Below are 24348 nucleotides of genomic sequence, written 5' to 3' on the forward strand. Positions count from 1 at the left end.
GACGATCCTAGCGGATGAAGCCGTCGGGGAGAGGCGAACCTCAGACGTCCGGAAGCGAGGGTGACACCGGCGCGGCCTTCTTCTTGGGGATGAGGTTGCGCCGGGGGCCCTTGAGGGCCACGCCCAGCAGCATGCTCGCGGGCAGCAACATGCCCAGGCCTTGCGTGAGGTTCTCCGGGGGACGCACCACGGCGCCCAACACCAGCGCGGAGAACAACAGACCACAGACGAGCCGAAGCAGGATGGGGCTCACGGAGCGAGACCTCGGGGACAGGAGTCCCCCAGCCTAAACATCCGCGAGCCCCTGTCCACCCGGCCCCCATGGCCCTCCGGGGAGGGGCCAGGGAAGCCAGACGTCCATGCCCCACCGTCCAGGTCGGACCATGGGGCATGGGAGCGCACTACCAGATCTTCACGCGCTTCTCGGGAGCGAGGTACGCGGCGTCGCCTTCCTTCACGCCGAACGCCTCGTAGAACTCCGTCATGTTCCGCAGCACGCCGTTGACACGGTACTGCGGCGGCGAGTGCGGATCCGTCAACAGCATCTGGCGCATCGCATCGTCGCGGTACAGCCCGCGCCAGATCTGCCCCCAGCCGAGGAAGAAGCGCTGCGGGCCCGTGAAGCCGGCGATGGAGGGCGCCTCCTTGCCCTGCAGCGACAGCGTGTAGGCCTTGTACGCCACCGCCAGGCCGCTCAGGTCGCCGATGTTCTCGCCCAGCGTCAACTCGCCGTTGACCTTCATGGCCTCCAGCGGGCTGAAGCCCGAGTACTGCTCCACCAGCACCGCCGTGCGCTGCTTGAAACCCGCCTGGTCCTGCTCCGTCCACCAGTTGCGCAGGTTGCCGTCACCGTCGGAGCGGCTGCCCTGGTCGTCGAAGCCGTGGCTGAACTCGTGGCCGATGACCGCGCCGATGGCGCCGTAGTTCGTCGCGTCGTCCGCGTCCGGGTTGAAGAACGGCGGCTGGAGGATGGCGGCCGGGAAGACGATCTCGTTCATCGTGGAGCTGTAGTAGGCATTCACCGTCTGCGGCGTCATGCCCCACTCCTGACGGTCGATGGGCTTGCCCAGCTTGCTCACCATGTACGCGTGGTCGAACACCTCGCTGCGGCGCACGTTGGCCACCAGCTCCCCGGGGACGATCTTCAGGCGCGAGTAGTCACGCCACTTGTCCGGGTAGCCGATCTTCACGTTGAACTTGGACAGCTTCGCCTGGGCCTGCGCCTTCGTCTCGGCGCTCATCCAGTCCAGCCCGTCGATGCCCTGACGGAACGCCTCGCGCAGGTTCGCCACCAGCTCCTGCATCCGCTGCTTGGAGGCCGGCGAGAAGTGCCGCTCCACGTAGAGCTGGCCCACGGCCTCGCCCAGCGAGCCCTCCACCGCCGTCACCGCGCGCTTCCAACGCGGACGGTTCTCCTGCAGGCCCTGCAGCGTCTTGCCGTAGAACTCGAAGGACGCCTGCTCGAAGGCGGACGACAGCATCGGCGCGCGGCCGGACAGCACCTTGTACGTCAGGTACTGCTTGAGCACGGGCAGCGGCGTGGCCTCCACCGTCTGCGCCAGCGCCTGGAGGAAGTCGGGCTGACGGACGATGACACCGGGCGTCTTCTGCGCGCCGGTGGCCTTCAGGAAGCGCGCCCACGAGAAGCCGGGCGTCAGCGCGTCCAGCTCCTGGACCGTCTTCAGGTTGTAGGTGGCCTCGCGGTCCCGGTTCTTCACCCGGTCCCAGCTCTTCTCGGCCAGCTTCGCCTCGAGCGCGAAGATGTCCTCGGCCGCCTTCTTCGCGTCCTTCTCACCCGCCAGCGTGAGCAGCTTCTCGATGTACGTCAGGTACGCGGCGCGGATGTCGACGAAGCGCTGCTCCGTCTTCGTGTAGTAGTCGCGGTCCGGCAGCCCCAGGCCGCTCTGGCTGACCTGCGCGATGTAGCGCGTGGCCTGCTTCTGGTCCTGGCCCACGTACATGACGAACGGCGTCTGCAGGCCGTTGCGCTGCATCTCCGCGAACAGCTCCGGCAGGCCCGCCTTGCTCTTGAGCGCCTTGACGCGCGAGAGCTCCGAAGCCACGGGCTTGAGGCCCAGCTTCTCGATGCGCGCGGTGTCCATGAAGCTGTTGTAGAGGTCGCCCACCTTCTGCGGCGTGGAGCCCGCGGGGCGCTTCTTCGCGGCGGCGGCCTCCTCGATGATGGCGCGCATCGCCAGCTCGGACTTGTCCGCCAGCTCGATGAACGTGCCGTAGCGAGCGCGGTCCGCGGGGATGGGCGTGGTCTTCAGCCAGGTGCCGTTGACGAACTGGTAGAAGTCGTCCTGCGGCCGGACGGCGCGATCCAGGTTCTTCAGCTCCACGCCCAGCCGGCGCACGGCCTCCTCGGAGACCTCCTCGACGACGGGCGCCGCGGCGGGAGCCTCGGCCACGGCGGCGGGTGCCGCGGGAGCGGCGGCGGGGGCCTCGGCCACGGGAGGCGCTTCGGCGGCGGGCGCGGCCTCGACGGCCGGAGGCGTCTCGGCGGTGGGCGCGGGCTGGGGCGCGCTGGCGCAGCCAGTCAGGAGAAGGGTGCCGAGGGCGCTGCTGGCCCAGGCTCGGTGGGCAATGAACTTCTTGGGGCTCATGAGGCTCCGGGAGAATTGGGGGACGCCGGAATCTGCCGGACCCGAAGGGCCGGCGTCCATCCAGGCAGACGGGAAAAACACACGGGCGGCCACCCTATTCCTCGGGTCGTGCCATCCGGGCCATTCCCCTCTTTCCTGGCTCTCACGCAGGTCTCCGTCAGAGCAGACCCGCGAGCCCCTCGCGGGTCGCTCCGAGCGTGAGAGCCCGCGCGCTGACCGTGCTCCCGTGAGGCGACGCGTCAGGGCCCGCCGACTTGAGCCCGTCCGACGCATCCACGGCGTCCAGAGCGCCCCTCCACGACGGCGCCTGGCCCTGTGGCGGTCCTCCTCGAGGACAAGCGCCAAGCACCGACGACCCCGGGCACTTCACGACGAACCCGTCAGTCGGGTTCGCCGCCTGGTCCGCCACGGCGCACCTGGTCTCGACGCCCTCCGAGCCGTTCCGGAGAGCTCGCCCCTCGGTCCACCACGGCGACCAGGGGGCGCTGCCCACCGCCCCCACGACGACGAGCCCTCCATCAGGGCTCGCCTCGGGGTCGATGCGTCAGCGCTGACCCATCACGGGCGCCGGAACGGGCGCAGCGGGAGTCGTGGGGGCCGGCGTCGCGGGCGGGGCCGGCGTCACCGCGACGTCCTGCGACATGGCATCCAGGTCGTGGAACCCCTTCGAGGCCACGTCCCCGCCGCGGAACACGGCCCAGCCCTGGAGGTTGCGCTGATAGGTCCGCGTCATCTGCCACAGCTGGAGGCCGCTGTTCGCGACGTAGAGATACAGCGCGCGCTTCGGGTTCCACGGGTTGGGCAGCGCCATCGCGATGCCGTCATCCGGGCGGCCATAGGTCTTCCCCTGCCAGCGGAAGAAGCGCCGCCCCAGTTCCACCGGGAGCTTCTTCTCGGACGCCAGCCGCGCGAGCAGCGCGTTGTCCTCCGCGCCACCGAAGAGGACCAGGTCCCGGTCCGCGAGCTGCGCGTCCGTCACCTCGGCGTCCGGCGCGATGGGGACCAGCCGCTCGGTGAACACATCCGCGAGCACCTCGCGGTAGCCCAGCGCCAGCGTGCGCATGGACTCCGTCTGGCGCGCGGTGCCGTGCACCAGCAGCAGTCGCTCCCACGCGTCCGTCTGGTTGCCCAGCACCTGGAAGCGCTCACGCACCACGGGCACATCGTTGCCCGCGTTGAACACCACGCGCACCGGCGCCTCGGCCGTCTTCAGGACGAAGGTCTCGTTCGCGGCGGCCTTCACCTCGATGCGCTCCAGCGTGGAGCCCTTCGCGGTGCGCACCTCCACCAGCGTGACGAAGTGCCAGGGCTTGGGGCCCGGCTGCTCCACCTTCAGCGTCACCTCGTAGCCGTCCTTCACCTGCGCCGCGCTCGCCTTGAAGCGAGGCTGCGGCAGGCCCGTGCGCTCCAGCCACTGACCGACGAAGGCGCCCACGTCCTTGCCCGAGGCCTCCTGCGCCAGGCGCTTGAAGTCCGCGGTGGTGATGTCCTTGTTCGCGTACTTCGCGTGCACGGCGTTCATCACCTTGCTGAAGCCCTCGTTGCCCACGAGCAGGCGGAGCTGGTGCAGCGCAAAGGTGCCCTTGACCCGAGGCACCAGGTACGTGCCGTAGCGGCCGTACTCCGTCTTCGCGGTGGCCGGCGCGACGTCCGCCTCGCGCGAGGTGGTGAAGAGGAAGCGGTCATTGAGGTCCGCGAGCACGTCCCGCTGCGCCTCGAACGCCTTGTCCTGCTTGCCCTCCTGCCCGGAGACGTCCTTGAGCAGCTTCCAGTACGCGGCGGTGCCGCTGACCAGCCAGTTCTCGCCATCCGTCGCGGGGAAGAGCGTGTTGGACCACAGGAGCTTTTCGTCGAAGCCGACGGCGTCCTTCACGCGGGAGAAGTCACGCTTGAGGGCCTGCGGCTCCTCGGGCGCCTTCCACGTCTTCTGCGCCTGCTTGAGCTTCGCGGAGACGTAGAGCGGGCTGAACGTCGTGTACCCCAGGGACAGGTGCGGCGTCGCGCCGGGCAGGTCCGGCATGAAGCGGCTGCCGATCATCTTCTCGCGCAGCGTCGTCTTCCCGTAGTGGGCCAGGAACATCATCTTCTCGGCCATCTCGGACGTGGTGATCTTCCCGTCGCACGCGTGGGGCCGGTTGATGGGGCTGGAGGCCAACATGCGGATGGCCGAGTCCAGGTCGAAGCCCTTCTTGCCGTGCTGCTGGTAGTACTCCCAGAAGGCGATGTCGCGGTTCCACGTGTTGAAGGCCAGGTCCGCGGGGGCGTTGTCCGGGTTGGAGACGGACTCCTTGCGGACCTCCAGGTCGCGGTTGTTGTTGTTCGCCCAGATGAAGTCCTTGAGGTTGCCCGGCGTGTCGGCGGCGTTGCCCTTGCTGCCGGTGCGCCATAGGCGCGTCTTCTTCGTGCCGAGCAACAGGCACGCGCCCTCGTCCGTCTTCGTGTCCGCGAGCGTCCAGTCGTTGGTGTACAGGCCGTTGTTCTGGTCCTTCATGATGCGCGCGACATCGTCGATAGAGGACGCGTACTGCGCGGCCTTGCGGATGCGGTTGCTCTGCGGCGTGCCGTTCGGGTCGAACGGCGTCTGGCCCACCGTCGTCTCGCCGATGACGATGCCGGCTGCGTTGATGAACCAGTCCGCGCCGCTGTGGATGCCGCCGGGGAAGGTCTGCATCACGAAGCGGTGGCCACGCGTGGGCTGCACGTCCAGCACCACGTCCCAGTGGACGCCGGTGTAGCCGTTCCACATGAAGATCTGCCCCATGATGGCGCGGCCATCCTTGGTGGCGGACCTGGTGGCGACGAAGGACGAGCAGTGGTCACCCTTCCCTCCGCGCTCGGCATCGTCATCGGCCTTGAGGAAGGTGCGACCGGACAGTGAGGTGGAGGTGGCGCGGTTGGCCTCCTCGAGCTGGCCCGCGTCCACGGCGGTGTTGAGCGTGACGATGTCGATGAGGTCCAGCGGGCGGTCCTTGAACTTCGCCCCGGCCTTGTTCGCGCCGTCCGCGATGCCCTTCATCTCCTCCAGGTACTCGGGGTCGAACTTGCGCAGGAAGAGCGAGTCCGCGAGCAGCCGCTGGTGGCTCCAGCCCTTCGCCGGGTCGGCCTTGTCCTTCTGGACGCCGAGCTTCTCCATGTAGCGGACGATCTCCTGCGGCACGAGCTCACCGAACTGGTGGCCGCGCTCGTACGGGTCGCCCTCGATGTGGACGTAGATCCACCCGCCGTCGTCGTAGCGGAACCCCTTGCCCGCCCATCTCACGGACTCCAGCGGCACGTACGCGTTGATGTCCTCCACGGGCTCGACGCGCACGTCGTCGTACCAGACGGAGCCGGTGGCTTTGCCGTTGCGGCCCAGGTGGAGCTGCACGCGGTCCGTGGCCTGGGTGGCGAAGAAGACGACGGAGGCGCGGCCCCCCGCGTCCGCGCTGGTGGCGGGCGTGCAGTTGGTGAAGGGGAAGCTCTTCATCGAGACGCACGCGCCGTGGGGCGTGGGATAACGCGCGAGCGGGTCCGCCTGGACGCCCTGGGTGCGAACCCACGCGCTCAGCCGGTAGAGCTGGCCGACCTGGAGCTTCAGCTCGCCGGACTCGACGGTGGTCTCTCCGCCGCCCTGCGGGCTCTCGATGAGCAGGCCGCGCGAGCCCTCCGCCTTGCTCGCGCCGCTCGAGGACACCTTGCCCGAGCCCCGGGCCGTCCAGAACGCGGGCACGGCCGAGGCGCCGCCCGCGGTCTCGAAGCCTCCGTTGGGGACGGTCGTGGAGTTGACGGGCGCGGCGGCCACGGCGGGGGCGGCCGTGAGCAGGCTCGTGGAGAGCACGAGCGCGCCGAGGAGCTTCGTCGTCGGACAGGAGTCGGTCATGGCGTTCCCATCCCGAGCCTGCGGGGGCTTGAAGCTCGGGGAGTCGGGGCGCATGACACTGCCGTGCGCCCCGAGCGTCAACCCTTCCCGTCCGCGGCCTCACATTGACGCGAGGCGCCTTCCCGCCCGCCGGATGTGCGCTGCCCTGCTCGCTTCAGCGCAGCAGGCGGCCCGACACGCCGAGCACGCTGCGCGCGGCCCGGCGCACGGCGTCCACGCGCCGGGAGTCCACCCAGGGCGGCTCCACGGGCGCGTCCCAGTTGAAGTCGCGCAGCCGGGGCAGGAAGCCCTGCTTCACGCAGCCCTCCAGGCTGAACACGTGCAGGTCGTGCGTCCACCGCACCGCCAGTCGCAGGTCTCTCGACAGCTCGGTCCAATCCAGCGGAGCTGACGCGAGCAGCCCCGGCAGCTCCACGCCGCCGCCCGTGCTGCCCACGGCGATGGAGGTGGAGCCGGGCGCGTAGCTCCACAGCAGCGCGGGGCCCTGGGGGCGCACGAAGCTGGTGTAGAGCATCAGCACCTCGCGGTCCGTGGGCACGTCGAGCATGCCCGCCACGCGGCGCAGGACGGAGGAGCGCGCCTGGCGCTCGTCGACGATGAAGGGGAACTGGTACGTGTCCACCTTGTGGCCATCCGCGCGGATGCGCTCGACGAGCGCGCGGTAGCCGGCCTTGGCGTCGCGCGAGCGGCCTCCGCGCAGGATGAGGCGCGACAGCATTCCCGGGAGGCTTCTCAGGGGCGCGCGGGCCCAGCGGCGCAGCTCCTCGATGTCGGGCTCGATGTCCAGGCCCACGCTCGCCCACTTGAGGTCGTGCTGGGCGGACCAGGTGCGGAAGGCCTCGTAGCGCGCGCGGGCCTGCACGAGGTTGCCGGCGTGGAACCAGTAGCCCTGCTCTGGGGGGAGCAGGAGCCACGCGGTGACGGGGATGCCCTCGCGGTTGAGTCGGCGGACCACCTGGGCGCGCTCGCCGGTCAGGTCCACGAGCCCCAGGCTCACGCCCGCGCGCATCTCGCGCAGGTCCTCGAGGACGCCTTCAGTGTCGAACAGTTCGCCGAGCGGACCCGGTGCCAACTCACAGAAGAACGTCAGGAAGTGGGGTTTCATGGCAGCCTCGCGCCTCCTCACACGCGTACCCCATTAGGGGTGCACAAATCGGCGGAGAGCAACCATGGAATTCCATCGCGGCCGGATGTTCGACCACGTGCACCTGCGCACCCGTGACCTGGAGGCAAGTCGGCGGTTCTATCAGGCCATCCTGGGAGTGCTGGGCATCCCCATCGGCGCGCACGGGCCGGGGCACTTCTTCGCGGACGAGCTGTTCGTGTCGCCGGTGGACCCGGGCTCGACGAAGACCTCCAGCGTGCACCTGGCCTTCCAGGCGAAGGACCGCGAGACGGTGCACCGCATCTACGAGGCGGCGCTGGCGGCGGGCGGGAAGGACAACGGCGCGCCGGGTGAGCGGCCGTACCACCCGGGGTACTACGCGGCGTTCATGCTGGACCCGGATGGGAACAACATCGAGGCCGTGTTCCACGGTCCCTCGAAGCGCTCGGCCGATTCGGTGGTCGTCACGGCGTAGGCAGGGAACGCGCGCGACCCGCTCCGGGAGACACCGAAGCGGGTCGAGGCGCGAGGAGTCAGTAGGACCAGGGGAAGCGCTTGAAGTCGCGCTTGCGCTTCTGGACGAAGGCGTCGCGGCCTTCCTGGGCTTCGTCGGTGCCGTAGGCCAGGCGGGTGGCCTCGCCGGCGAAGAGCTGCTGGCCGACCATTCCGTCATCGGGCAGGTTGAAGGCGTACTTGAGCATCTTGATGGCGGTGGGGCTCTTGGTGTTGATCTCCGCGGACCACTCGAGGGCGAAGTCCTCGAGCTTCTCGTGGGGGACCACGGCGTTGACCATGCCCATCTGGAAGGCCTCCTGGGCGGAGTAGTTGGCGCCGACGAAGAAGATCTCCCGGGCGCGCTTCTGGCCGATCTGTCGGGCGAGCAGCGCGGAGCCGTAGCCGCCGTCGAAGCTGGCGACGTCCGCGTCGGTCTGCTTGAAGACGGCGTGTTCCTGGCTGGCGATGGTCATGTCGCAGACGACATGGAGGCTGTGCCCGCCGCCGACGGCCCAGCCGGGGACGACGGCGATGACGGCCTTGGGGAGGAAGCGGATCTGCCGCTGGACCTCGAGGATGTGGAGGCGGCCGAGGCGGGCGGGGTCGGACTCGCCCTCTTCGCCTTCGTACTTGTAGCCGTCCTTGCCGCGGATGCGCTGGTCACCGCCGGAGCAGAAGGCCCAGCCGCCGTCCTTGGGGGACGGGCCGTTGCCGGTGATGAGGACGCAGCCGACGTCGGTCATGAAGCGGGTGGCCTCGAGGGCGCGGGACAGCTCGTCGACGGTGCGGGGGCGGAAGGCGTTGCGCACCTCGGGGCGGTTGAACGCGATGCGGACGGTGCCCTGGTCCACCGCGCGGTGGAAGGTGATGTCCTTGAACTTGGGGCCCTCGACGGGCTTCCAGCGGGCCGGATTGAAGATGGCCGAGACCATGGGTGCTCACTCGGGAGAAAGGGTGGAACCGGCGCGGACCCTACGCCGGCCCGCCGGGAGCGTCCATCGTGGAGCGCGCCCGTCTCACGCGTCACGAGACTGCGGGGTCGTCATGGTCGAGCTGACGTCCACCGAGCGATTCCAGGACGGCGAGCACTTCGGTCAAGAGCGTCAGGTCGAACCCGGTCGTCAGAGAGATTCCGTAGGACTTGAGGAAGAGTGAGACGCCATGTCCGGGCCCCAGAAGCATGGGGGCCTCGAGTGAGTGGCTCACGGGGAACTCATAGGCGCGCTCACTGGGCCGTCGCTCGGGAACAATGCCCGTGACCTCCTCGAACCGCGCTTCGACCTGCTCAGGGGTCGGCGGCGTCCCGGTGAAATAGAAGCGCCATCTCACCCGGCGAGGCGCCGGGGAATTGACGAGCGCCCTCCGGCCTCCGAACTCCTCCAGGATGCGAAAGAGGAGCGCATCGTCGGGCGACTCGGAATCCCACTCGGGCTCCAACGCGCCCTCATGACGGAGAAGCGAGAACCCACTCAGTCCCCCGTTGGGCTTCCCCATGCCAACCCAGAAACCCGGCGGAGTCTCGATGAGGTCGACGGGCGTTCCCAACCGCGCCGCCACCAGGTCCCGAAGCGTCTCGAACGAGGGAGCAGGGCCCTCGAAGGCGACATGATAGATGCAGTATCCCATCTTCCGCGAGCCTCCAGCCACCAACGAAGCCATCATGAAGCGCCCCGGGGCGCTCGCACAGCGGCACGAAGCCCTCTCGTCCCCGGGAAATCGAACGAGCGACTCACGGCAGCCTGGTTCGAAACCTGACGACGCCCTCTCTGCTGCACACCTGCAGGGACAGATGCCGCTGCCAGTTTCCTCCCAGAGACCCGGGACCGGAGGGCTAGTCCCAATCGCATACCCAGTGATCAGCCCTCCACACTCGGTGTTTTTCACATCGCCTTCGAATTCGACCTATTTATCCTCCGCGCACCCCAGAGACGACTCCAGGCGCCTCCCACCCGGATTGTCGTTGGACAAAGCCTGTCTTTGGGCCCTCAACCCACAAACACAGGAGTGCCAGGTATGTCTTCATACAAGGTGCAGAACCAATGGGGCGGCTCGTCGGCTCCTTGGAATCCGGGTGGCACGTGGACGATTGGTGGTCGGGAGAAGCAGAACGTCGTCGCCATGAAGGTCTCCTCCAGTGATGGAGGAAAGACGCTGACGGGCTCCATGACCTACAGCGGAGAGGGCCCCATCGGCTTCCGCGCCACCCTCACCAGTCCGAACAACTACGCCGTCGAGAACCAGTGGGGCGGGCCGACCGCCCCGTGGAATCCAGGCGGCACCTTCGTCCTCGGCTCGCGCCAGGGGCAGAACGTCATCAACCTGGACCTGACCTCGCCCAACGGCGGCCAATCCCTCACGGGGACCATGACCTACAACGGCGAAGGGCCCATCGGCTTCCGCGGCGACCAGGGCTGACCGCCAGCTATCGCAGGAGCCCTCGCAGCGCGGATGGCGGGACCTCGTTGAACTTGCGGAACGTCCGCGAGAAATGGGCCTGGTCGGCGAAGCCCGTGCAGAACGCCACATCCGTCAAGGTGAGCTCCGGCTCACCGAGCAGCGCATGCGCGGCCTCGACCCGCGTGCGCTGCAGGGTGGCGGAGAACGTCGTCCCCTCGGACTGCAGGGCTCGCTGAAGTCCTCGGCGGGAGAGGATGAGTCGCTGCGCGCACTCCTCCAAGGTCCATGGATGCAGCAGGTCCACGCTCATCAGCTTCTGGAGCCGGTCCCGAACCGACCGCGACTCCTCGCCTGGAGCTGGACTCTCGCGAACAGGAACGTCCCGCGGTGACTTCCAGGCGAAGGTCGCCACATCGGTCTTCGCCGGTAGCACCTTGGGGCCCCGCCCTCCATGGATGACAACGGAGCGGCCTTCCGTCGATGCGAGCGACACCGTGAGCCCCGTGAAGCCCGCGGACTCCAAGACGGCGATCAGCACGCCCCAGATGAACAGGTCATTGACCGCGCGAATCCTGCCCCCATCGATGGCCACGTGCTGAAGGGTCATCCGCGTGAGGCTCGCGTCACGCTCGACGAACCGGGTGCGGTGACGCGAGTGCAGGAACCGCTCGAGCGTCTGCCACCGCTCCATGGTGTGCCAGGGAGTCGCCCCGGCCCCGAGCGCACGCAGGACCGGATGTGCGGACAGGGTCCGAAGCGTGAGTCCCAGTTCCAGCACCGGGCGCCAGCCATGCGCGTCCAGGACGGCCTGGAGGATGGCGACCTTGTCGCGCCCACCGGTGGCGATCTCCGGGTAGGAACGGGCCACCGTGGCCTCGAGCACCCGGCGCAAGGCCGGGCTCGTCATGACGCCTTGGTCCTCCATGGTCCGCGAGCCCTCGTCAGCGGGTGGCCTTCTCCGTCCCGCCGGATTCTTGCGCACAACGGCCCCCGTTGCGCCAATCACCGAGCGCCGCCAGGAAGCTCGCATTGAAGTCCGCCCCGGAGAACGGGTTCTGGCTCGTCACCAGGTTGCAATCGCGCACGGCCCGCGAGCGGCCGGGGAAAGCCGTCTCATGGAGGTAGCCCGCGTCATCGAGCTGGTCGCCGATGCCACGAACCTCCGCGCGCGCCCCCATGACGAAGGTCTCGATGTACCACTCCTCGAATCCCGACACAGAGGTGACGCGTCGCCCCGCGAAGGGGCTCGCATCCGGAGGCAGTCGCGAGAGCAGCGCCGGGGCGTGGCAGACGAGTCCCACGGGCCGACCCGAGGCGCCGAAGTCGATCAACAGCCCGTGCAGCTCCGCATCGTGGAGCAGGTCCACCATGACGCCCTGCCCTCCTGGCACGAGGAGCGCCTGGAATTCCTTCGCACGGCCCCGGACGTCGGAGAGGGAGACCGGCGCCTCCAGCCGAGTCACCATCGCCTTGGCCGCCTCGAGCGCCTCGGGGTGCTCCTTCCAGTACTTCGGATCCATCCCCTCCGGGTCGAACGAAGGAACACGGCCACCGGGAGTCGCGAGCACGACCTGATATCCCGCGTCGACGAGCACCTTGTAGGGTTCGTAGAACTCGTTCAGGAAGACGCCCGTCTGACGAACACTCCCATCCGCGAGCTTCTGCTCGGAGGCCGCCGAGAGGACCATGAGCACGGCGCCCGGAGCACGGACCTCCGCCGGAGCAAGGGGCTCCGAGGGAAAGACCACGGCCCGGGTCGGAGATGCAGCACAACCCCAGCACCCCACGAGACTCGTCAGCGCGACGAGCACGAGCCGCCCCGCGCGAGACAAACGAAACACATCCATGCAAGCCCTCCTGGTGACAGCGTCATCACCAGGATAGGGAGGCCAGGTCACCCTGGCTTGAACGAACGCGCCAATCAGCTGTGAGCTCCATCCGGCGGGGACTTTGCCTCGGAAGAGGTGATCTATTGGTCACGGGAGCAAGTTTCGAGGAGGTCTGACGCGCCTCCAGCGGCAGACGAGCCCGGTGGGTCTCGAATACCTCTCGCCCTCGTGCGCGAATGCGGCCCGGCGAGACGCAACTGCGTTGCGACCGGACGCGCCAGGTCGGCTCACCCGCCCCCGAACCAGGACCTCACCGGGCGAGCTCCTCGATGGGCCGAGCTGGCGCACCCATTGCTATGCGCTCCGCGCCATGAGACCCACCTACCAGTACGGCGCCGCGGACGTCCACTTCGGACAGAGCATCCAACTCGGAACGTCGAGCCCCATCGACCTGAGCGGGAGCAGCTCCTACTCCATCGGCTTCTGGTTGAACCCCCGAGTGCCCGCTTATGACGGGGTGTTGCTGCGGTCCGGCACCTCCTATTCCATCGGACTGCATGGGCTGCTCCCCACCCTGCAGCTCCCTGGGATGAACACGCCACAGTGCGCGGAGATCGAACTGCTGCCAGGCCAATGGCAGTACCTCCTGCTGGTCTTCGAGTCGCAGGGAACCACCCAGGGCAGCTACACCTTGTGGGCGAATGGCACGCCGGTCATCGAGGGCTTCATCTCCGGCCCCACCACGACCAACGCCCCGTTCAGCCTGGGGAGCACGGTGGACGCGCAGTTCATCAACGTCGCGTTCTGGTCCACGGCGCTGCCCGAGGGCGAGCGCCTCCCCACGTGGGACATCCCCTCGCCGAGCACCCACCTCGCCGCGTGTTACAGCTTCGTCGACGGCTCGAGCAACGACGTCTCCGGCAATCATCACAACGCGGCCACCTTCCAGGGCGGCGCCCAGGTGTTGATGGTCGCCCCGGCGCTGCGACTGATCAACACGGGTGTCCAGCCCTCGCCCCGCGACGCGCTCACGGTGGTGGCGGACGGAGCCCCCTTCAGCGTGCAGGGCTGGTTCAACCTCGACGCGCCCTCCGACTTCCAGGAGTCGTCCCGAACCCTGTTCTCATGCAGGGACCGGGACAGCGGCTACGGCTGCTCCCTGGGCGTGCAGTGGAATGGTGGAGGCTTCAACCTCGAGTTCAAGCTGGATACGGCGGGAGGCTCCAGCGGCTGGGGGAACAGCATCCATTTGCCCCCGGGCACCTGGCATCACCTGGCGGCCACGTACAGCAACTCCACGGTCCTCATCTACCTCGACGGCTCGCATGACCTGACCATCCCGTGCACCCTGCCGGTGTTGGCGAACCCGGTGTGGCTGTTCGGCGCGACGTACAGCCCGGACACCGCCGGGTCCACCCTCAGCGACCTCCAGGGATACCTCCAGGCGGCCGCGCTCTGGTCCCGCGCCATCTCCGCCAACGAGGTCCAGCAGTACATGTCGCAATCGCCCGCGGACGCGGAGGGCTGCGTCGCGTACTACGCCTGGAGCAGCATCATGCTCACCAACCAGGTGACAGGGAATCCGCCGGTGCTCCTCAACACGGCCTTCCCCGCCACGGTGAGCACCCCTCCGTCGGAGTCCACGCCTCCTCCCGGGACCGCCTCGACCCAGCTGGCGGTGGAGCCTTCGTCCGCGCGGCTCGAACCTGCTGTGCGCTGGTCCCGCGACGAGGTGCCCTACCCCGCGAACAGCTCGCTCTCGCCCGACCAGATCGAAGCCATCATCGCCGCCTACGAGCCGGTGCTCGCCTCGGTTCCCGGGGCGCTGAAGGATCGCCTGCGCTCGCTGTTCCGGAACAATCTCTATCTTGGACTGTCGAAGGGCAACGGCCCCGGAGGCATGCCGGTGGGCGCCATCGCCGGCAAGGTGGAGGGCGCCGCGTATGTCTTCTACCACCACACCGCCAAGGGCCCCGTCGAGTGCGGACGGATGGAATTGGCCGTCGACACGGAGTGCATCGGCTGGGTCGTCTCCGTCGCCGCGACGTCCCTCTGCCTGTTCCTGACCGTCGTGGGCCTGGGCTTCTCCGCGAGCCGAGCCGTCTCCTCCTTGAGCAAGGTCGTCGGCGAGAGCACGCCCCTGCTCAAGGCCATCGGCGAGGCGGCCAAGGGCGCGACCAGTGGCAGCACCGTCATCAAGGTCATCAAGGCACTCTACGTCGCGGGGACACTCGGCAAGGTTTTGGGTGACATGCTGATGGGGAACTGGGTCTCCATCGCCCTCAACTGCGCGTCGCTCATCCTCATGGTCGTGGGCCTCTTCACGTCCGGGGGCGCCTACCTGGCCGTCGTGCTGGCACAACTGCTCATCAACATCGCCGTCCTCATCGCCGTCATCGCGCGGAAGCCGAGCAACTGCTGCTGACCTTGCACCTTGCATCCCGAGAAGATTCGGGGCAGGGATTGGCACACATGAGCGCTTCTGACGTGTCTGGCGGCGGGCGTTCACGCTCATCCATTCACGCCCCGATACGGGCTCCGGAGCTTCATCCCGGAGCCCGTCATGTGTCATCGGATGGGTCGAACCGGTGCGCCTCGTCGCCTCAGGGGCTCACGACCCGACCCAGGAAGAGCACGCTCCTCGTCGCCACCTCCTCGATGACGAACACGAACGGGCGGTCCACGTGGACTTCGGGAGGAAGCGACACGGGCCCGATCTCGACGGCGGTCGCGGCGGCGGCCTCGGTGCCCGCCTCGTCCACGGCGACGAAGGCCTGATGTTGCGCGCCACTGAGCAGCAGTCGCTCCTCACCCGTGATGCCAGACAGGTCCGCGCGCTCGGAGAAGGCATCCTCCATTCCCAGGGAGCGCAGCGCATCCACCAGGGCGGCCGACTGCCTCACCTCGAAGCGAGGAAAGCGCAGCAGCATGTGCCGCTCGCTCAGGTTCGCTCGCACGGTGTCCAGGAACGCGGCGGACAGGCGCTGCTCCACCTCCTGGAAGCGACCCGCGTCGGGGACGATGACGAGCATGCGAAAGGCGCGGCCCACATAGGGAAGCGCGATGGCGTCATAGCCCTCTCCACGCGAGAAGGGGAACGACCACGAGGTGTGCATCATCGGGACCTGCGTCGTGCCACCCGTCAGGCCATGGAAGGTCTTCGGGCTCGTGGCCTGGGCAGGGAACGGCGTACGCCAGGCCCCCTTGAAGTGGAGGGCATTGGCCAGGACCAGTCGCGTGTCGGCGCGCACCTCTCCCTGGGGAATCAGGTCCTGGATGCGGTCAGCCGTCACGCCGGAGACCCAGTCGTTGATGGCGCGGCGTACGCCGTCCGGGTCCGCGGCGAAGTCCACCGTGCGCAAGCCCGCGCCGTGGTGCTCGGCGAGCACGTCCAGGTAGGCGGGCTCGAAGCGATAGCCCTGCTGTCCCCAGAGGGCATTCACCGCGCGGAACGTCGGCGCCGGCCCCTTGTCGCCATGCGCCTGCCCCACCTGCTCCTGGAGCGCCAGGTCCAGCCGATTGAGCGCCGGGTGCAGCTGCTCCGCGGGCAGCGTGAAGCCCAGCGTCCGCGCCATCTGCGCCTGGGTTTCGCCGCGTGCTCCGGCGTACACCAGGCTGAAGGCCCGGGTGATGCTGAGGGGAGACACGGCGGCGTTCTCTCCAGGCTCGGCGAGCCGACGGTAGAGCGCCACGCCGAAGTCGGTGTTGCCGGCGACCAGCGCGGCGAAGTCCGTGTCGGAGACGGAGGGAGACCTCACCCGCTCCTTCTCCGAGGCGACGAGCGCCCCCGGTGGAGGCGGCTCCCGCTCGGCCGGGGATTGTTCGTCGGAATGGCAGCCCGCCAGTCCCCACACCACCGCGAACATGCACGCTTTCAGCGACGTCGATGAAGCCATGAACCAGACCTTTCGGGAGCAAGAAGGTTCGCCTCCGAAAGCAAGGGCCATGCACATGCCACGGGCCTGGAACTTCAGATGTTTGGCCTTGTCCCCTTCCCGCCTGCCCTCGGATTTCCGAGGACCCGCCCCGCCTTTTCACCAGCGCCCCGTCACGGGCCCGGGGCTCGACATCCCCGTGACACGGGGACGCTGGGCGGCGGGCCCGGAAGGTGCCAGCGTACGGGGCGCATCCCTTCCGCGAGGACCTCCGCGTCATGCCCGCCGACGTCGCCCTGCTCAAGGAAGTCCCCCTCTTCGCCGCCCTCGACGACGAGGAGCGCGAGCTGCTCGCCGCCCAGCTCGAGGAGGTCCGCCTCTCCGCCGGAGAGAAGGTCTTCTCCCGCGGAGACCCCGGCGGCGCCATCTACATCGTCAGCGCCGGTGAGGTGCAGATATCGGTCGAGGACACCACCGGCCAGGTCATCGTCTTCGAGACCGCCCGCCGCGGTGACTTCTTCGGCGAGCTGTCCCTGCTCGACGGAGACCCGCGCAGCGCCGACGCCCGCGCCATCCAGGACACCCACGCCCTCAAGGTCGACCGGGCTGACCTCCAACTGCTCTTCCAACGCCACCCCTCCAGCGCCATGGACGTGCTCACCGCCATCGGCCGGCGCCTGCGAGAGGCGGACAAGATGCTCCACAGCCGCCCCACCCTCAGCCCCAACGAGACCGTGGAAGAGCGGCTCACCACCATCCAGCGGCTCGCGGACGGCCTCTCCGCCTTCAGCGGCACCTTCACCTTCATGCTCCTGCACGCCGCCTGGTTCGCGGTGTGGATCTCCATCAACCTGGACTTCATCCCCGGGTTCCACGCGTTCGACCCGTTCCCCTTCGGCCTGCTCACCATGGTGGTCAGCCTGGAGGCCATCTTCCTGTCCTGCTTCGTCCTCATCAGCCAGAGCCGCCAGGCCGCCAAGGACCGCATCCGCTCGGACGTCGAGTACGAGGCCAACATCCGCGCCGGCCTGGAAGTGACACACCTGCACACCAAGCTGGACCACCTGTACGCGCAGACCATGGCCCGCCTGGACGCCGTGGAGCGCGGCCGCGCCACGCCCGCCCCCGTCCCCCCGCGCTCCTTCAACGGCTGAGGCGGCTCGGAGAAGGCCAGACTGAAGCTCAAGTCGAGACGACGCCAGCCCCTGCTGGCCTGCCCACCACCACTTCCGCCACTCGGATGCCTGTGTCACCCAGGCCGCGAAGCACTTCGACGAAGCGCTCGCTCGCGAGAGTCACGGCGGGGTTCCAGCGAAACCGGAAGACATCCGCTACCGGCATCGAATCGGCATCGAGCCATTCCTCATCAATCGATGGGGCCGACCGTGGCTGGGTACCACACACCGGGCACGACTCGCCCAGCGGCAGCGGACGACACTCGGGGACGTAGTCGCCGCCCACCTGAAGCTCGAACTCGAGCAGCGGCGGCACGTCGCGAGGAGTCTTCGTCGCCGTCGGCACGGGCTTGATGCCGCGTAGGTTCGCCGAGAGGAGCCGCTCCACGCCAGTGGGTTGGGCGTACAGATTCCACGGAGCATCCATCGACAGGGGCGCCGGACGGCCGCGGACTCGCCCCTCCAACGGCCCCATTCCCATCCCGGGGCGTACGACAGCGCCGGGTGGGAGGAGCGGCAGGACTCGGTCCCTCAGCGGCGCATACTCTTCCCAAGGCACGAACCGGGCCTTTCGGTACGCCCTCTCCTCGGGAAGTCCGGACAAATCGACGCTCGGGTAGTTGAGCGCGATGGTCATCGGCCCGGCGTGGCACCGGGGACACTCCGTTCCGGGAAGCCCCCAACGACGCTTCGCGTCCAGCGACCATCGCCACTGGGTGGCCGCCGCATCATCGATAGGGTCGAGTCGGAAGAAGCGCATCTCTAGTCCTTCGACAATTGCATGTTCGCAGTGAGCTGCTGCCAGTACGACATGGGCATTCCAACCAGACGATACTTCTGGATCATCAGCCCCGCGAAGTCGAATAGCCTCCTGCGGACTTCTTCCGGCGTGGTGTCGCTCTTCTTCGCCACCTCTCCCTCCACGCGCTCGATGAATTGGCGCCAGTCCGCGTTCCATGGGGCGCCATATGCGCCGCCGTGGATTTCCTTGTGCCGCTTCACGTCGACAGCAAGGGTCCACTCGTGGATGTTGATGCGGCGGCTCGCGAAGTAGGACTCGAACGCCCGCGGAAAGATGTGGTGCTTCTCCTTCGTCGCCTGTTCCCACTCCTGGCGAGCCTTGCGGAGGGCCTTCTGGCTCGGAAGCTCCTCGGGGCGCTCCTTCCGGAAGACGAGCACCGGCTCGCGGCCGGGCAGCACCTGAGGCGCGCCCCAGTATCTCTGGGGCGCGTTACCTACACCCGCCATCGGAGCGGTTGGCGCGCCCGTACGGAACGCCACTGCAGCGGATGCAACGTCCTCGCAACGGTAGAGTCCACACACGCCACCGTCACACGCGGTGGTGACACACCCCTCATCCCCGTCGTCTTCCGCGGCCGTCCGGCAGTCCGCCGCGGAGTCATCCTCGAGCGACAGCCCCTCGACCTCCGCGCGGACGGCAGGTGCCGACGCGCAGCTGACCAGCAGGAAAAACAGCACGGCCCACCACCTACGCACTGTCATGGACTGCTCCCGGACAATGGTGTTCCCGCAGCATGAGCCCACGCTGCGAAGCGGGGAAAGCTGCCACACGAGCGCCATGACGCACAGGACACCGGGCGTGGTGTCCGGTGCGGCCAATGCGAGCCGGGGCGCAGAAGGACTCGGTCGACGCGCGCAACGGAGAAGGTGCCGTTGGGGAAAACGCGAATCCAAGCCCCGGATGTCAGATGCCTCAGGTAGGGTGGCGCTCACACACCCCATGAAACCCGCCGAGAAAGCCGCCCTCCTCCTCGAGCGCCTGCGCGAGCAGCACCCCGACGCACGCTACGAGCTTGACTGGTCCACCCCCTTCGAGCTGCTCGTCGCCACCATCCTCGCGGCCCAGTGCACCGACGAGCGCGTCAACCGCGTCACCGCCACCGTCTTCCCCAAGTACCCCGGCCCCCAGGCCTTCGCCGACGCGGACACCACCCAACTGGAGGAGGACCTCAAGCCCACCGGCTTCTACAAACAGAAGACCAAATCCGTGCAGGCCATGAGCCGGACCCTCCTGGAGCAGTTCGGCGGCGAGGTACCCCGCACCGTGGAAGAGTTGGTGAAGCTCCCCGGCGTGGCCCGGAAGACGGCCAACGTGGTGCTCAACACCGCGTTCGACATCCCCTCCGGCATCATCGTCGACACCCACGTCGCCCGCGTCAGCCAGCGCCTGGGCCTGACGAAGCACGACAAGCCCGAGGCGATTGAGCAGGACCTGATGAAGCTCGTCCCCCAGGACACCTGGACCTTCTTCGGCCCCGCCACCGTCCTGCACGGCCGCTACACCTGCACGGCCAAGAATCCCAGATGTGAAACGTGCATCGTGAAGGACATCTGCCCACGCATCGGCGTATAGGCCCACCCGGCTTGCCGGGTCAGCGCCGTATCCGCCGCAAGCACGGAATACAGACAATGAAACGGGGGTTCGAGCGTATCTACGCAAGACATGACCCCTGCTCCTTCGTCGGCCACCCCCACCGACGCCCGCCCGGTAGACTCAGGCGAGCGCCTGGCGTTGCTCGACACGCTGCGAGGCTTCGCGCTCTGCGGCGTGTTCATCTCCAACACCTTCATGTGGTTCAGCGGTCGGGCGTTCCTCCCCAAGGAGCAGCTCGAGGCGCAGTTCACCCAAGGCTCGCTCATCGACCGCATCATCATGCCGGCCTTCGGCATCCTGGTGGGCGGCCGGTTCATCACCATCTTCTCGTTCCTGTTCGGCCTGGGCTTCGCGGTGCAGATGGGGCGTGCGGACGCCCGGGGCTCGGACATCACCCGGCTCTACATCCGCCGGCTCGTGGTGATGCTGGCGCTGGGGCTCAGCCACCTGTACCTCATCTGGTACGGAGACATCCTGAGCAACTACGCGTTGCTCGGCTTCTGGCTGTTGTTGTTCCGGAAGCGGGACGACCGCACGATTCTGGGATGGGCGATAGCGCTGCTGGTGGTGGGCCCGCTGCTCACCACCTTCGTCCTCAAGCTCCCGCAGCTGCTCGCCGCCACCCCCGAGGCCGCCGCCGCGCTGGCGAAGGCGCAGAGCGAACGTTCGGCGGCGCTGAAGGTCGCCCTGTTCCCCAGCTTCACGGACGGCAGCTGGTGGGATGTCGTCAAGGCGGGCGCGACGTTCCACCGCGTGGAGTTCCTGCACATCATGGTCCTCCACTCGGTGGGGCTCCTGGGCCGCTTCCTCCTGGGCTTCTACGTGGGCCGCCGGCGCCTCTTCCATGACGCCGCCCAGCACCTGCCACTCTTCCGCCGGCTGCTCTACGGAGCGCTGGCGATGGGTGTGGTGGGCGGAGGCGTGGGCGCCGTGGTGCAGCAGCTGGTCATCCGGAAGATCCTGGACCCGGACGCGCTGCCCGCGTGGCTGCCGTTCGCGCTGACCCCCATCCGGACGATGGGGGAGATTGGCTTCGCGGCGACGTACGTGCTGGCCATCACCCTGCTCTTCCAGCGCTCGACCTTCCAGCGCATCTTGTCGGTGCTGGCGCCCGTGGGTCGCATGGCCCTGACGAACTACCTGAGCCAGTCCGTCATCAGCGTGCTCGTGTTCTACGGCTACGGCCTGGGGCTGTTCGGGAAGCTGGCACCCAGCCTGTGCATCCTCTACTGCCTGGGCGTCTTCGCCGTGCAGATCGTCTTCAGCCACCTGTGGCTGTCGCGCTTCCGCTTCGGGCCCATGGAGTGGGTGTGGCGCTCGCTGACGTACGGCAAGGCCCAGCCGATGCGCAAGGCCACCGGGTCCGCCGACGCGGCGATGGCGACCTGAGCCGCGCGCCGTGATTCAGCGCCGGGGCACGGGTGGGAAGCCGTGCTCCCGCGCCCTCCAGGCCACGAGCAGCGTGGGCACCAGGAGGAGCATCAGCATCCACGGGAACGAGCGCGTCCCCAGCGTGTCGAGCAGCACGCCGCCCACAAGCCCTCCTCCCGCGATGGCGATGTTCCACACCGTGACGACCATGGACTGCGCGACGTCGGAGGCCTCCCCTGCCGTCTTCGCCGAGGCCGTCTGGAAGAGCGTGGCCACGCCGCCATAGGCCAGCCCCCAGACGGCGACGCCCGCGTGGACCACGGCGGGAAGCCCGCTCGACACCGTGAGCACCACCGCCACCCCGATGAAGAGCGCCGTGCTCAGGAGCACCAGCTCCCGCAGCCACCGGTCGATGAGCACACCCACGCCCCAGATGGAGGCGAGCGCCGCCACGCCGAAGGCGAGCAGCACCACGTCGATGTCCCCCGCCATCCCCACCGCCCCCAGGAACGGGGCGATGTACGTGTAGAGCACGTTGTGCGCGAGCACGAAGGCCAGCGTGACGAACAGCACGGGGCGGATGCCGGGCATCAGGAACACGCGGGTGAGCGACAGTCGCTGGTCCTCGGGCTGCCCGGGGAAGTCCGGCACGCGCGCGAGCACCCAGCCCACGAGCACCAGCGTCAGGCCGCTCATGATGCCGAAGGTGACGCGCCAGCCGACGGCCGCGCCCAGGAACGTGCCCGCCGGAATCCCCAGGGACAGCGCGAGCGGGATGCCCACCATCGCGATGGCCATTGCCCGGCCCTTCTGTCGCTCGGACACCATGCGCGCCGCGTAGCTGGCGACGAGCGCCCAGAGCAGCCCCGCGAACACCCCCGCCAGGAAGCGCGCCGCCAGCGTCACCGCGAAGCTGGACGACACGGCGGTGACGGTGTTGACGACCGCGAAGCCCAGGATGGCGCCGATGAGCAGCGGCCTGCGCCGCCACCCTTGCGTCGCCGCCGTGAGGGGTATCGCCGTCAGCAGCGTGCCGAGCGCGTACAGGGTGACGAGCTGTCCGGCCAGGGACTCGGAGACGCCCAGGTCCACGCTCATCCGGGGCAAGAGTCCCGCGGGGAGCGCCTCGGTGAGCACGGTGATGAAGGCCGCCATCGCCAGCGCGAGGAGCCCTCCGAGAGGGAGCGCGGGTTCGGTCCGCGGGGTGGCATCGACAGGGAGCGAGGAGGTGGTCATGGCAGGTGGGGATGAGGTCGATACACGGAGGCCCTCGTGCCGAAGAGGCGAGGTGGGCCCGTGGGCGTCGACCGTGAGGTGTTGGCGGGCAAGGTAATTTCGGGCGGGCTCGCGGACCATCACGCTAGAGTTCGGAACAAATCGGACATGGATGTCCGGAATCGGAGCGCGGTGGATGGACAGTCTCGGCTCACTGCAGGCCTTCGTTCAGGCGGCGGAGGCGCGCAGCTTCACCGTGGCGGGACGACAGCTCGGGGTGTCGTCGTCGGCCATCGGCAAGGCGGTGTCGCGGCTGGAGGAGCGGCTCTCGGTCAGGCTCTTCCACCGCTCGACACGCACCATCACCCTGACGCCGGAGGGCTCGCTCTTCCTGGAGCGCTGCCGGCGCATCTTCTGTGAAATCGAGGCCGCGGAGCTGGAGCTCGCGCGCACGCAGGAGGCTCCGCGCGGCAAGCTGCGCATCAGCATGCCCCTGGTGGGCATGTTGATGATGCCGACCCTGAGCGCGTTCATGCGCGCGTATCCGGACATCGAGCTGGACCTGGACTTCTCGGACCGGCTCGTCGACGTCATCGACGAGGGCTTCGACGGCGTGGTGCGCGGCGGAAGCATCAGCGACTCGCGGCTGATGGCGCGGGTGCTGGGGACGTTCCGGCTGGTCCTCGTCGCCTCGCCGGACTATCTCGCGCGCCGGGGCACACCCCGCAGGCCCGAGGACCTGAAGCAGCACGCGTGTCTGCACCACCGCTTCGCCACCACCGGCAAGCTGGAGCGCTGGCCGTTCCGCAAGGGGCGCAAGAAGGAGGTGGACCTGCCCACCACGGTGGTTGCGAGCACCATCGAGCCGCTCATCCACCTGGCCGAGCAGGGCCTGGGCATCACCTGCCTGCCGGACTTCGCCCTGCGCCGGCAGTTCGCGCAGGGCGCCCTGGTGAAGGTGCTCGACAGCCACCTCCACCATCAGGGCACGTTCCGGGTGCTGTGGCCCTCCAGCCGCTACCTGTCCCCCAAGCTGCGGGTGTTCGTGGACTTCATGGCGGCGCACCTGTTCGAGACCTGAGACTTCCGGGCCCGCCCGCCCGCCCGCCGGGCCGCCATCCATTCCACACAGGATGCACGCAGACCCATCCCCACCGGACACAGGGTGTGGCAGAGTCTGGGGGACCATGTGGGATTGGGTCCGCCAGTTGGGCGAGTGGGCGCGCGAGGGTGCGCCCTTCGCCGTGGCCACCGTAACAATGTGTCAGGGAAGCACCCCCGCCGAGCCCGGCGCGAAGCTGCTGGTGCGCGGGGACGGCGTGTTCCACGGCACCGTGGGCGGCGGACACCTGGAGCAGCTGGTGCTCGCCGACGCGCGCGGGTGCCTGGAGCGCGGCGAGTCCCGCACGTACCGCTACCCGCTGGGCGCGAAGCTCGGCCAGTGTTGTGGAGGCGTGGTGGACGTCTTCGTGGAGCCCGTCAACCACGGGCCTCGGCTGTACCTGTTCGGCGCTGGCCACGTGGGCCAGGCGGTGTGTCGCATCCTGGAGGGCACCCCCTTCCGGGTGCACCTGGTGGACGAGCGCCCCGAGTGGCTCCAGGGCGAGCGCATCCCCGCGTCCGTGACGCGCCACGACGAGCCGTGGGAGGACTTCTTCGCCCGCGCCACGTGGGACGCCCGGCGCACCTATGTCGCGGTGATGACGCACCGACATGACCTGGACCAGGACATCGTCGCCGCCGCGCTGGAGAAGCCCGCGCGCTACCTGGGCCTCATCGGCAGCAAGACCAAGTGGGCGCGGTTCCGGCAGCGCCTGGAGGCGCGCGGCGTGCCCGCGAGCCTCTTGAGCCGGGTGCAGTGCCCCATGGGGTTGGAGCTGGGCGGCAAGTCGCCCCAGGAGGTCGCGGTGAGCATCGCCGCGGGCCTGCTCCAGCTCCACCACCAGCCTTTCGTCGAAACCCGCCCCGAGCCGTCCGCCTCGGAGCCGCCCCGCCTGCGCGGGGTTTCGTCTGGAGAATGAGCACC

Annotated in this window: 19 protein-coding genes and 1 pseudogene; 8 read left to right on the forward strand and 12 right to left on the reverse strand. The window is 68.6% G+C overall.

Going from position 1 to position 24348, the window contains the following annotated elements; all coding sequences use genetic code 11:
* Positions 1–40: 40 nt before the first annotated feature.
* From OWM54_RS01605 to OWM54_RS01620, 4 genes are all read right to left on the reverse strand, one after another.
* On the reverse strand, positions 41–253 hold the full coding sequence (locus OWM54_RS01605; protein WP_074956834.1) for a hypothetical protein: 213 nt from the start codon (positions 251–253) through the stop codon (positions 41–43).
* A gap of 148 nt (positions 254–401) precedes the next feature.
* Positions 402–2606: a M13 family metallopeptidase gene (locus OWM54_RS01610; RefSeq protein ID WP_267696429.1), complete on the reverse strand. Its 2205-nt coding sequence runs from the start codon at positions 2604–2606 to the stop codon at positions 402–404.
* Positions 2607–3150: 544 nt separating this feature from the next.
* Positions 3151–6465, reverse strand: coding sequence for a C45 family autoproteolytic acyltransferase/hydolase (locus tag OWM54_RS01615; RefSeq protein WP_267696430.1), 3315 nt, complete (start codon positions 6463–6465; stop codon positions 3151–3153).
* Between the two features lie 154 nt (positions 6466–6619).
* The gene (locus OWM54_RS01620; protein ID WP_267696431.1) at positions 6620–7570 is read right to left on the reverse strand and encodes a hypothetical protein; all 951 of its coding nucleotides are present in this window, start codon (positions 7568–7570) and stop codon (positions 6620–6622) included.
* Between the two features lie 64 nt (positions 7571–7634).
* Here OWM54_RS01620 and OWM54_RS01625 point away from each other — a divergent pair, with 64 nt between their 5' ends.
* The gene (locus OWM54_RS01625; protein ID WP_141330773.1) at positions 7635–8045 is read left to right on the forward strand and encodes a VOC family protein; all 411 of its coding nucleotides are present in this window, start codon (positions 7635–7637) and stop codon (positions 8043–8045) included.
* 58 nt (positions 8046–8103) lie between these two features.
* Here OWM54_RS01625 and OWM54_RS01630 read toward each other — a convergent pair whose 3' ends face one another.
* A complete protein-coding gene (locus tag OWM54_RS01630) occupies positions 8104–8997 on the reverse strand; it encodes a 1,4-dihydroxy-2-naphthoyl-CoA synthase (RefSeq protein ID WP_267696432.1) in 894 nt (297 codons plus the stop codon).
* Positions 8998–9088: 91 nt separating this feature from the next.
* Complete coding sequence (locus tag OWM54_RS01635) at positions 9089–9712, reverse strand: hypothetical protein (protein WP_267696433.1); 624 nt, start codon at positions 9710–9712, stop codon at positions 9089–9091.
* A 366-nt stretch (positions 9713–10078) separates the two neighbouring features.
* Between OWM54_RS01635 and OWM54_RS01640 the strand changes: the two are divergent.
* Positions 10079–10471 (forward strand): annotated as a pseudogene (locus OWM54_RS01640) (lectin ESA-2); the annotation flags it as partial.
* 16 nt (positions 10472–10487) lie between these two features.
* Here OWM54_RS01640 and OWM54_RS01645 read toward each other — a convergent pair.
* Positions 10488–11369: a helix-turn-helix transcriptional regulator gene (locus OWM54_RS01645; RefSeq protein WP_267696434.1), complete on the reverse strand. Its 882-nt coding sequence runs from the start codon at positions 11367–11369 to the stop codon at positions 10488–10490.
* A 34-nt stretch (positions 11370–11403) separates the two neighbouring features.
* Positions 11404–12309, reverse strand: a complete 906-nt coding sequence (locus OWM54_RS01650; protein ID WP_267696435.1) for a type 1 glutamine amidotransferase domain-containing protein — start codon at positions 12307–12309, stop codon at positions 11404–11406.
* A 352-nt stretch (positions 12310–12661) separates the two neighbouring features.
* On the opposite strand from OWM54_RS01650, the gene OWM54_RS01655 reads away from it, so the two are divergent.
* Positions 12662–14716: a LamG domain-containing protein gene (locus OWM54_RS01655; protein WP_267696436.1), complete on the forward strand. Its 2055-nt coding sequence runs from the start codon at positions 12662–12664 to the stop codon at positions 14714–14716.
* A gap of 178 nt (positions 14717–14894) precedes the next feature.
* Here the strand turns inward: OWM54_RS01655 and OWM54_RS01660 are convergent, their stop codons facing one another.
* Positions 14895–16187 carry a serpin family protein gene (locus OWM54_RS01660; RefSeq protein ID WP_267696437.1) on the reverse strand — a complete coding sequence of 431 codons (1293 nt, stop codon included), beginning with the start codon at positions 16185–16187 and terminating at the stop codon, positions 14895–14897.
* A 257-nt stretch (positions 16188–16444) separates the two neighbouring features.
* On the opposite strand from OWM54_RS01660, the gene OWM54_RS01665 reads away from it, so the two are divergent.
* Entirely contained in the window at positions 16445–17320 is an 876-nt protein-coding gene (locus OWM54_RS01665; RefSeq protein ID WP_267696438.1) for a DUF1003 domain-containing protein, read from the forward strand.
* Positions 17321–17348: 28 nt separating this feature from the next.
* Here OWM54_RS01665 and OWM54_RS01670 read toward each other — a convergent pair whose 3' ends face one another.
* Together OWM54_RS01670 and OWM54_RS01675 are read right to left on the reverse strand one after the other, a co-directional pair.
* Positions 17349–18101 (reverse strand): double-CXXCG motif protein, encoded by a 753-nt coding sequence (locus OWM54_RS01670; RefSeq protein ID WP_267696439.1) that lies wholly within the window; start codon positions 18099–18101, stop codon positions 17349–17351.
* 2 nt (positions 18102–18103) lie between these two features.
* The gene (locus OWM54_RS01675) at positions 18104–18922 is read right to left on the reverse strand and encodes a TIGR02269 family lipoprotein (protein ID WP_248546244.1); all 819 of its coding nucleotides are present in this window, start codon (positions 18920–18922) and stop codon (positions 18104–18106) included.
* Between the two features lie 160 nt (positions 18923–19082).
* Between OWM54_RS01675 and nth the strand changes: the two genes are divergently transcribed.
* Together nth and OWM54_RS01685 are read left to right on the forward strand one after the other, a co-directional pair.
* Positions 19083–19715: an endonuclease III gene (gene nth / locus OWM54_RS01680; protein ID WP_267696440.1), complete on the forward strand. Its 633-nt coding sequence runs from the start codon at positions 19083–19085 to the stop codon at positions 19713–19715.
* A 90-nt stretch (positions 19716–19805) separates the two neighbouring features.
* Entirely contained in the window at positions 19806–21125 is a 1320-nt protein-coding gene (locus tag OWM54_RS01685; protein WP_267696441.1) for a DUF418 domain-containing protein, read from the forward strand.
* A gap of 15 nt (positions 21126–21140) precedes the next feature.
* Here the strand turns inward: OWM54_RS01685 and OWM54_RS01690 are convergent, their stop codons facing one another.
* Positions 21141–22262, reverse strand: coding sequence for an MFS transporter (locus OWM54_RS01690; RefSeq protein WP_267696442.1), 1122 nt, complete (start codon positions 22260–22262; stop codon positions 21141–21143).
* 256 nt (positions 22263–22518) lie between these two features.
* Between OWM54_RS01690 and OWM54_RS01695 the strand changes: the two genes are divergently transcribed.
* Together OWM54_RS01695 and xdhC are read left to right on the forward strand one after the other, a co-directional pair.
* Positions 22519–23403 (forward strand): LysR family transcriptional regulator, encoded by an 885-nt coding sequence (locus OWM54_RS01695; RefSeq protein WP_267696443.1) that lies wholly within the window; start codon positions 22519–22521, stop codon positions 23401–23403.
* A gap of 106 nt (positions 23404–23509) precedes the next feature.
* Positions 23510–24343 carry a xanthine dehydrogenase accessory protein XdhC gene (gene xdhC / locus OWM54_RS01700; RefSeq protein WP_267696444.1) on the forward strand — a complete coding sequence of 278 codons (834 nt, stop codon included), beginning with the start codon at positions 23510–23512 and terminating at the stop codon, positions 24341–24343.
* The last annotated feature ends 5 nt before the right edge of the window (positions 24344–24348 follow it).

Origin of the sequence: Myxococcus sp. MISCRS1, assembly GCF_026626605.1 — a bacterium.
Lineage (GTDB): Bacteria > Myxococcota > Myxococcia > Myxococcales > Myxococcaceae > Myxococcus > Myxococcus fulvus.

Bases quoted from the DNA above. Each gene is read 5' to 3' on its own strand.
- OWM54_RS01610 (WP_267696429.1), bottom strand. From the start codon at position 2,606: ATGAGCCCCAAGAAGTTCATTGCCCACCGAGCCTGGGCCAGCAGCGCC.
- OWM54_RS01615 (WP_267696430.1), bottom strand. From the start codon at position 6,465: ATGACCGACTCCTGTCCGACGACGAAGCTCCTCGGCGCGCTCGTGCTC.
- OWM54_RS01620 (WP_267696431.1), bottom strand. From the start codon at position 7,570: ATGAAACCCCACTTCCTGACGTTCTTCTGTGAGTTGGCACCGGGTCCG.
- OWM54_RS01625 (WP_141330773.1), top strand. From the start codon at position 7,635: ATGGAATTCCATCGCGGCCGGATGTTCGACCACGTGCACCTGCGCACC.
- OWM54_RS01630 (WP_267696432.1), bottom strand. From the start codon at position 8,997: ATGGTCTCGGCCATCTTCAATCCGGCCCGCTGGAAGCCCGTCGAGGGC.
- OWM54_RS01645 (WP_267696434.1), bottom strand. From the start codon at position 11,369: ATGACGAGCCCGGCCTTGCGCCGGGTGCTCGAGGCCACGGTGGCCCGT.
- OWM54_RS01650 (WP_267696435.1), bottom strand. From the start codon at position 12,309: ATGGATGTGTTTCGTTTGTCTCGCGCGGGGCGGCTCGTGCTCGTCGCG.
- OWM54_RS01655 (WP_267696436.1), top strand. From the start codon at position 12,662: ATGAGACCCACCTACCAGTACGGCGCCGCGGACGTCCACTTCGGACAG.
- OWM54_RS01660 (WP_267696437.1), bottom strand. From the start codon at position 16,187: ATGGCTTCATCGACGTCGCTGAAAGCGTGCATGTTCGCGGTGGTGTGG.
- OWM54_RS01665 (WP_267696438.1), top strand. From the start codon at position 16,445: ATGCCCGCCGACGTCGCCCTGCTCAAGGAAGTCCCCCTCTTCGCCGCC.
- OWM54_RS01670 (WP_267696439.1), bottom strand. From the start codon at position 18,101: ATGCGCTTCTTCCGACTCGACCCTATCGATGATGCGGCGGCCACCCAG.
- OWM54_RS01675 (WP_248546244.1), bottom strand. From the start codon at position 18,922: ATGGCGCTCGTGTGGCAGCTTTCCCCGCTTCGCAGCGTGGGCTCATGC.
- nth (WP_267696440.1), top strand. From the start codon at position 19,083: ATGAAACCCGCCGAGAAAGCCGCCCTCCTCCTCGAGCGCCTGCGCGAG.
- OWM54_RS01685 (WP_267696441.1), top strand. From the start codon at position 19,806: ATGACCCCTGCTCCTTCGTCGGCCACCCCCACCGACGCCCGCCCGGTA.
- OWM54_RS01690 (WP_267696442.1), bottom strand. From the start codon at position 22,262: ATGGCGGCCTTCATCACCGTGCTCACCGAGGCGCTCCCCGCGGGACTC.
- OWM54_RS01695 (WP_267696443.1), top strand. From the start codon at position 22,519: ATGGACAGTCTCGGCTCACTGCAGGCCTTCGTTCAGGCGGCGGAGGCG.
- xdhC (WP_267696444.1), top strand. From the start codon at position 23,510: ATGTGGGATTGGGTCCGCCAGTTGGGCGAGTGGGCGCGCGAGGGTGCG.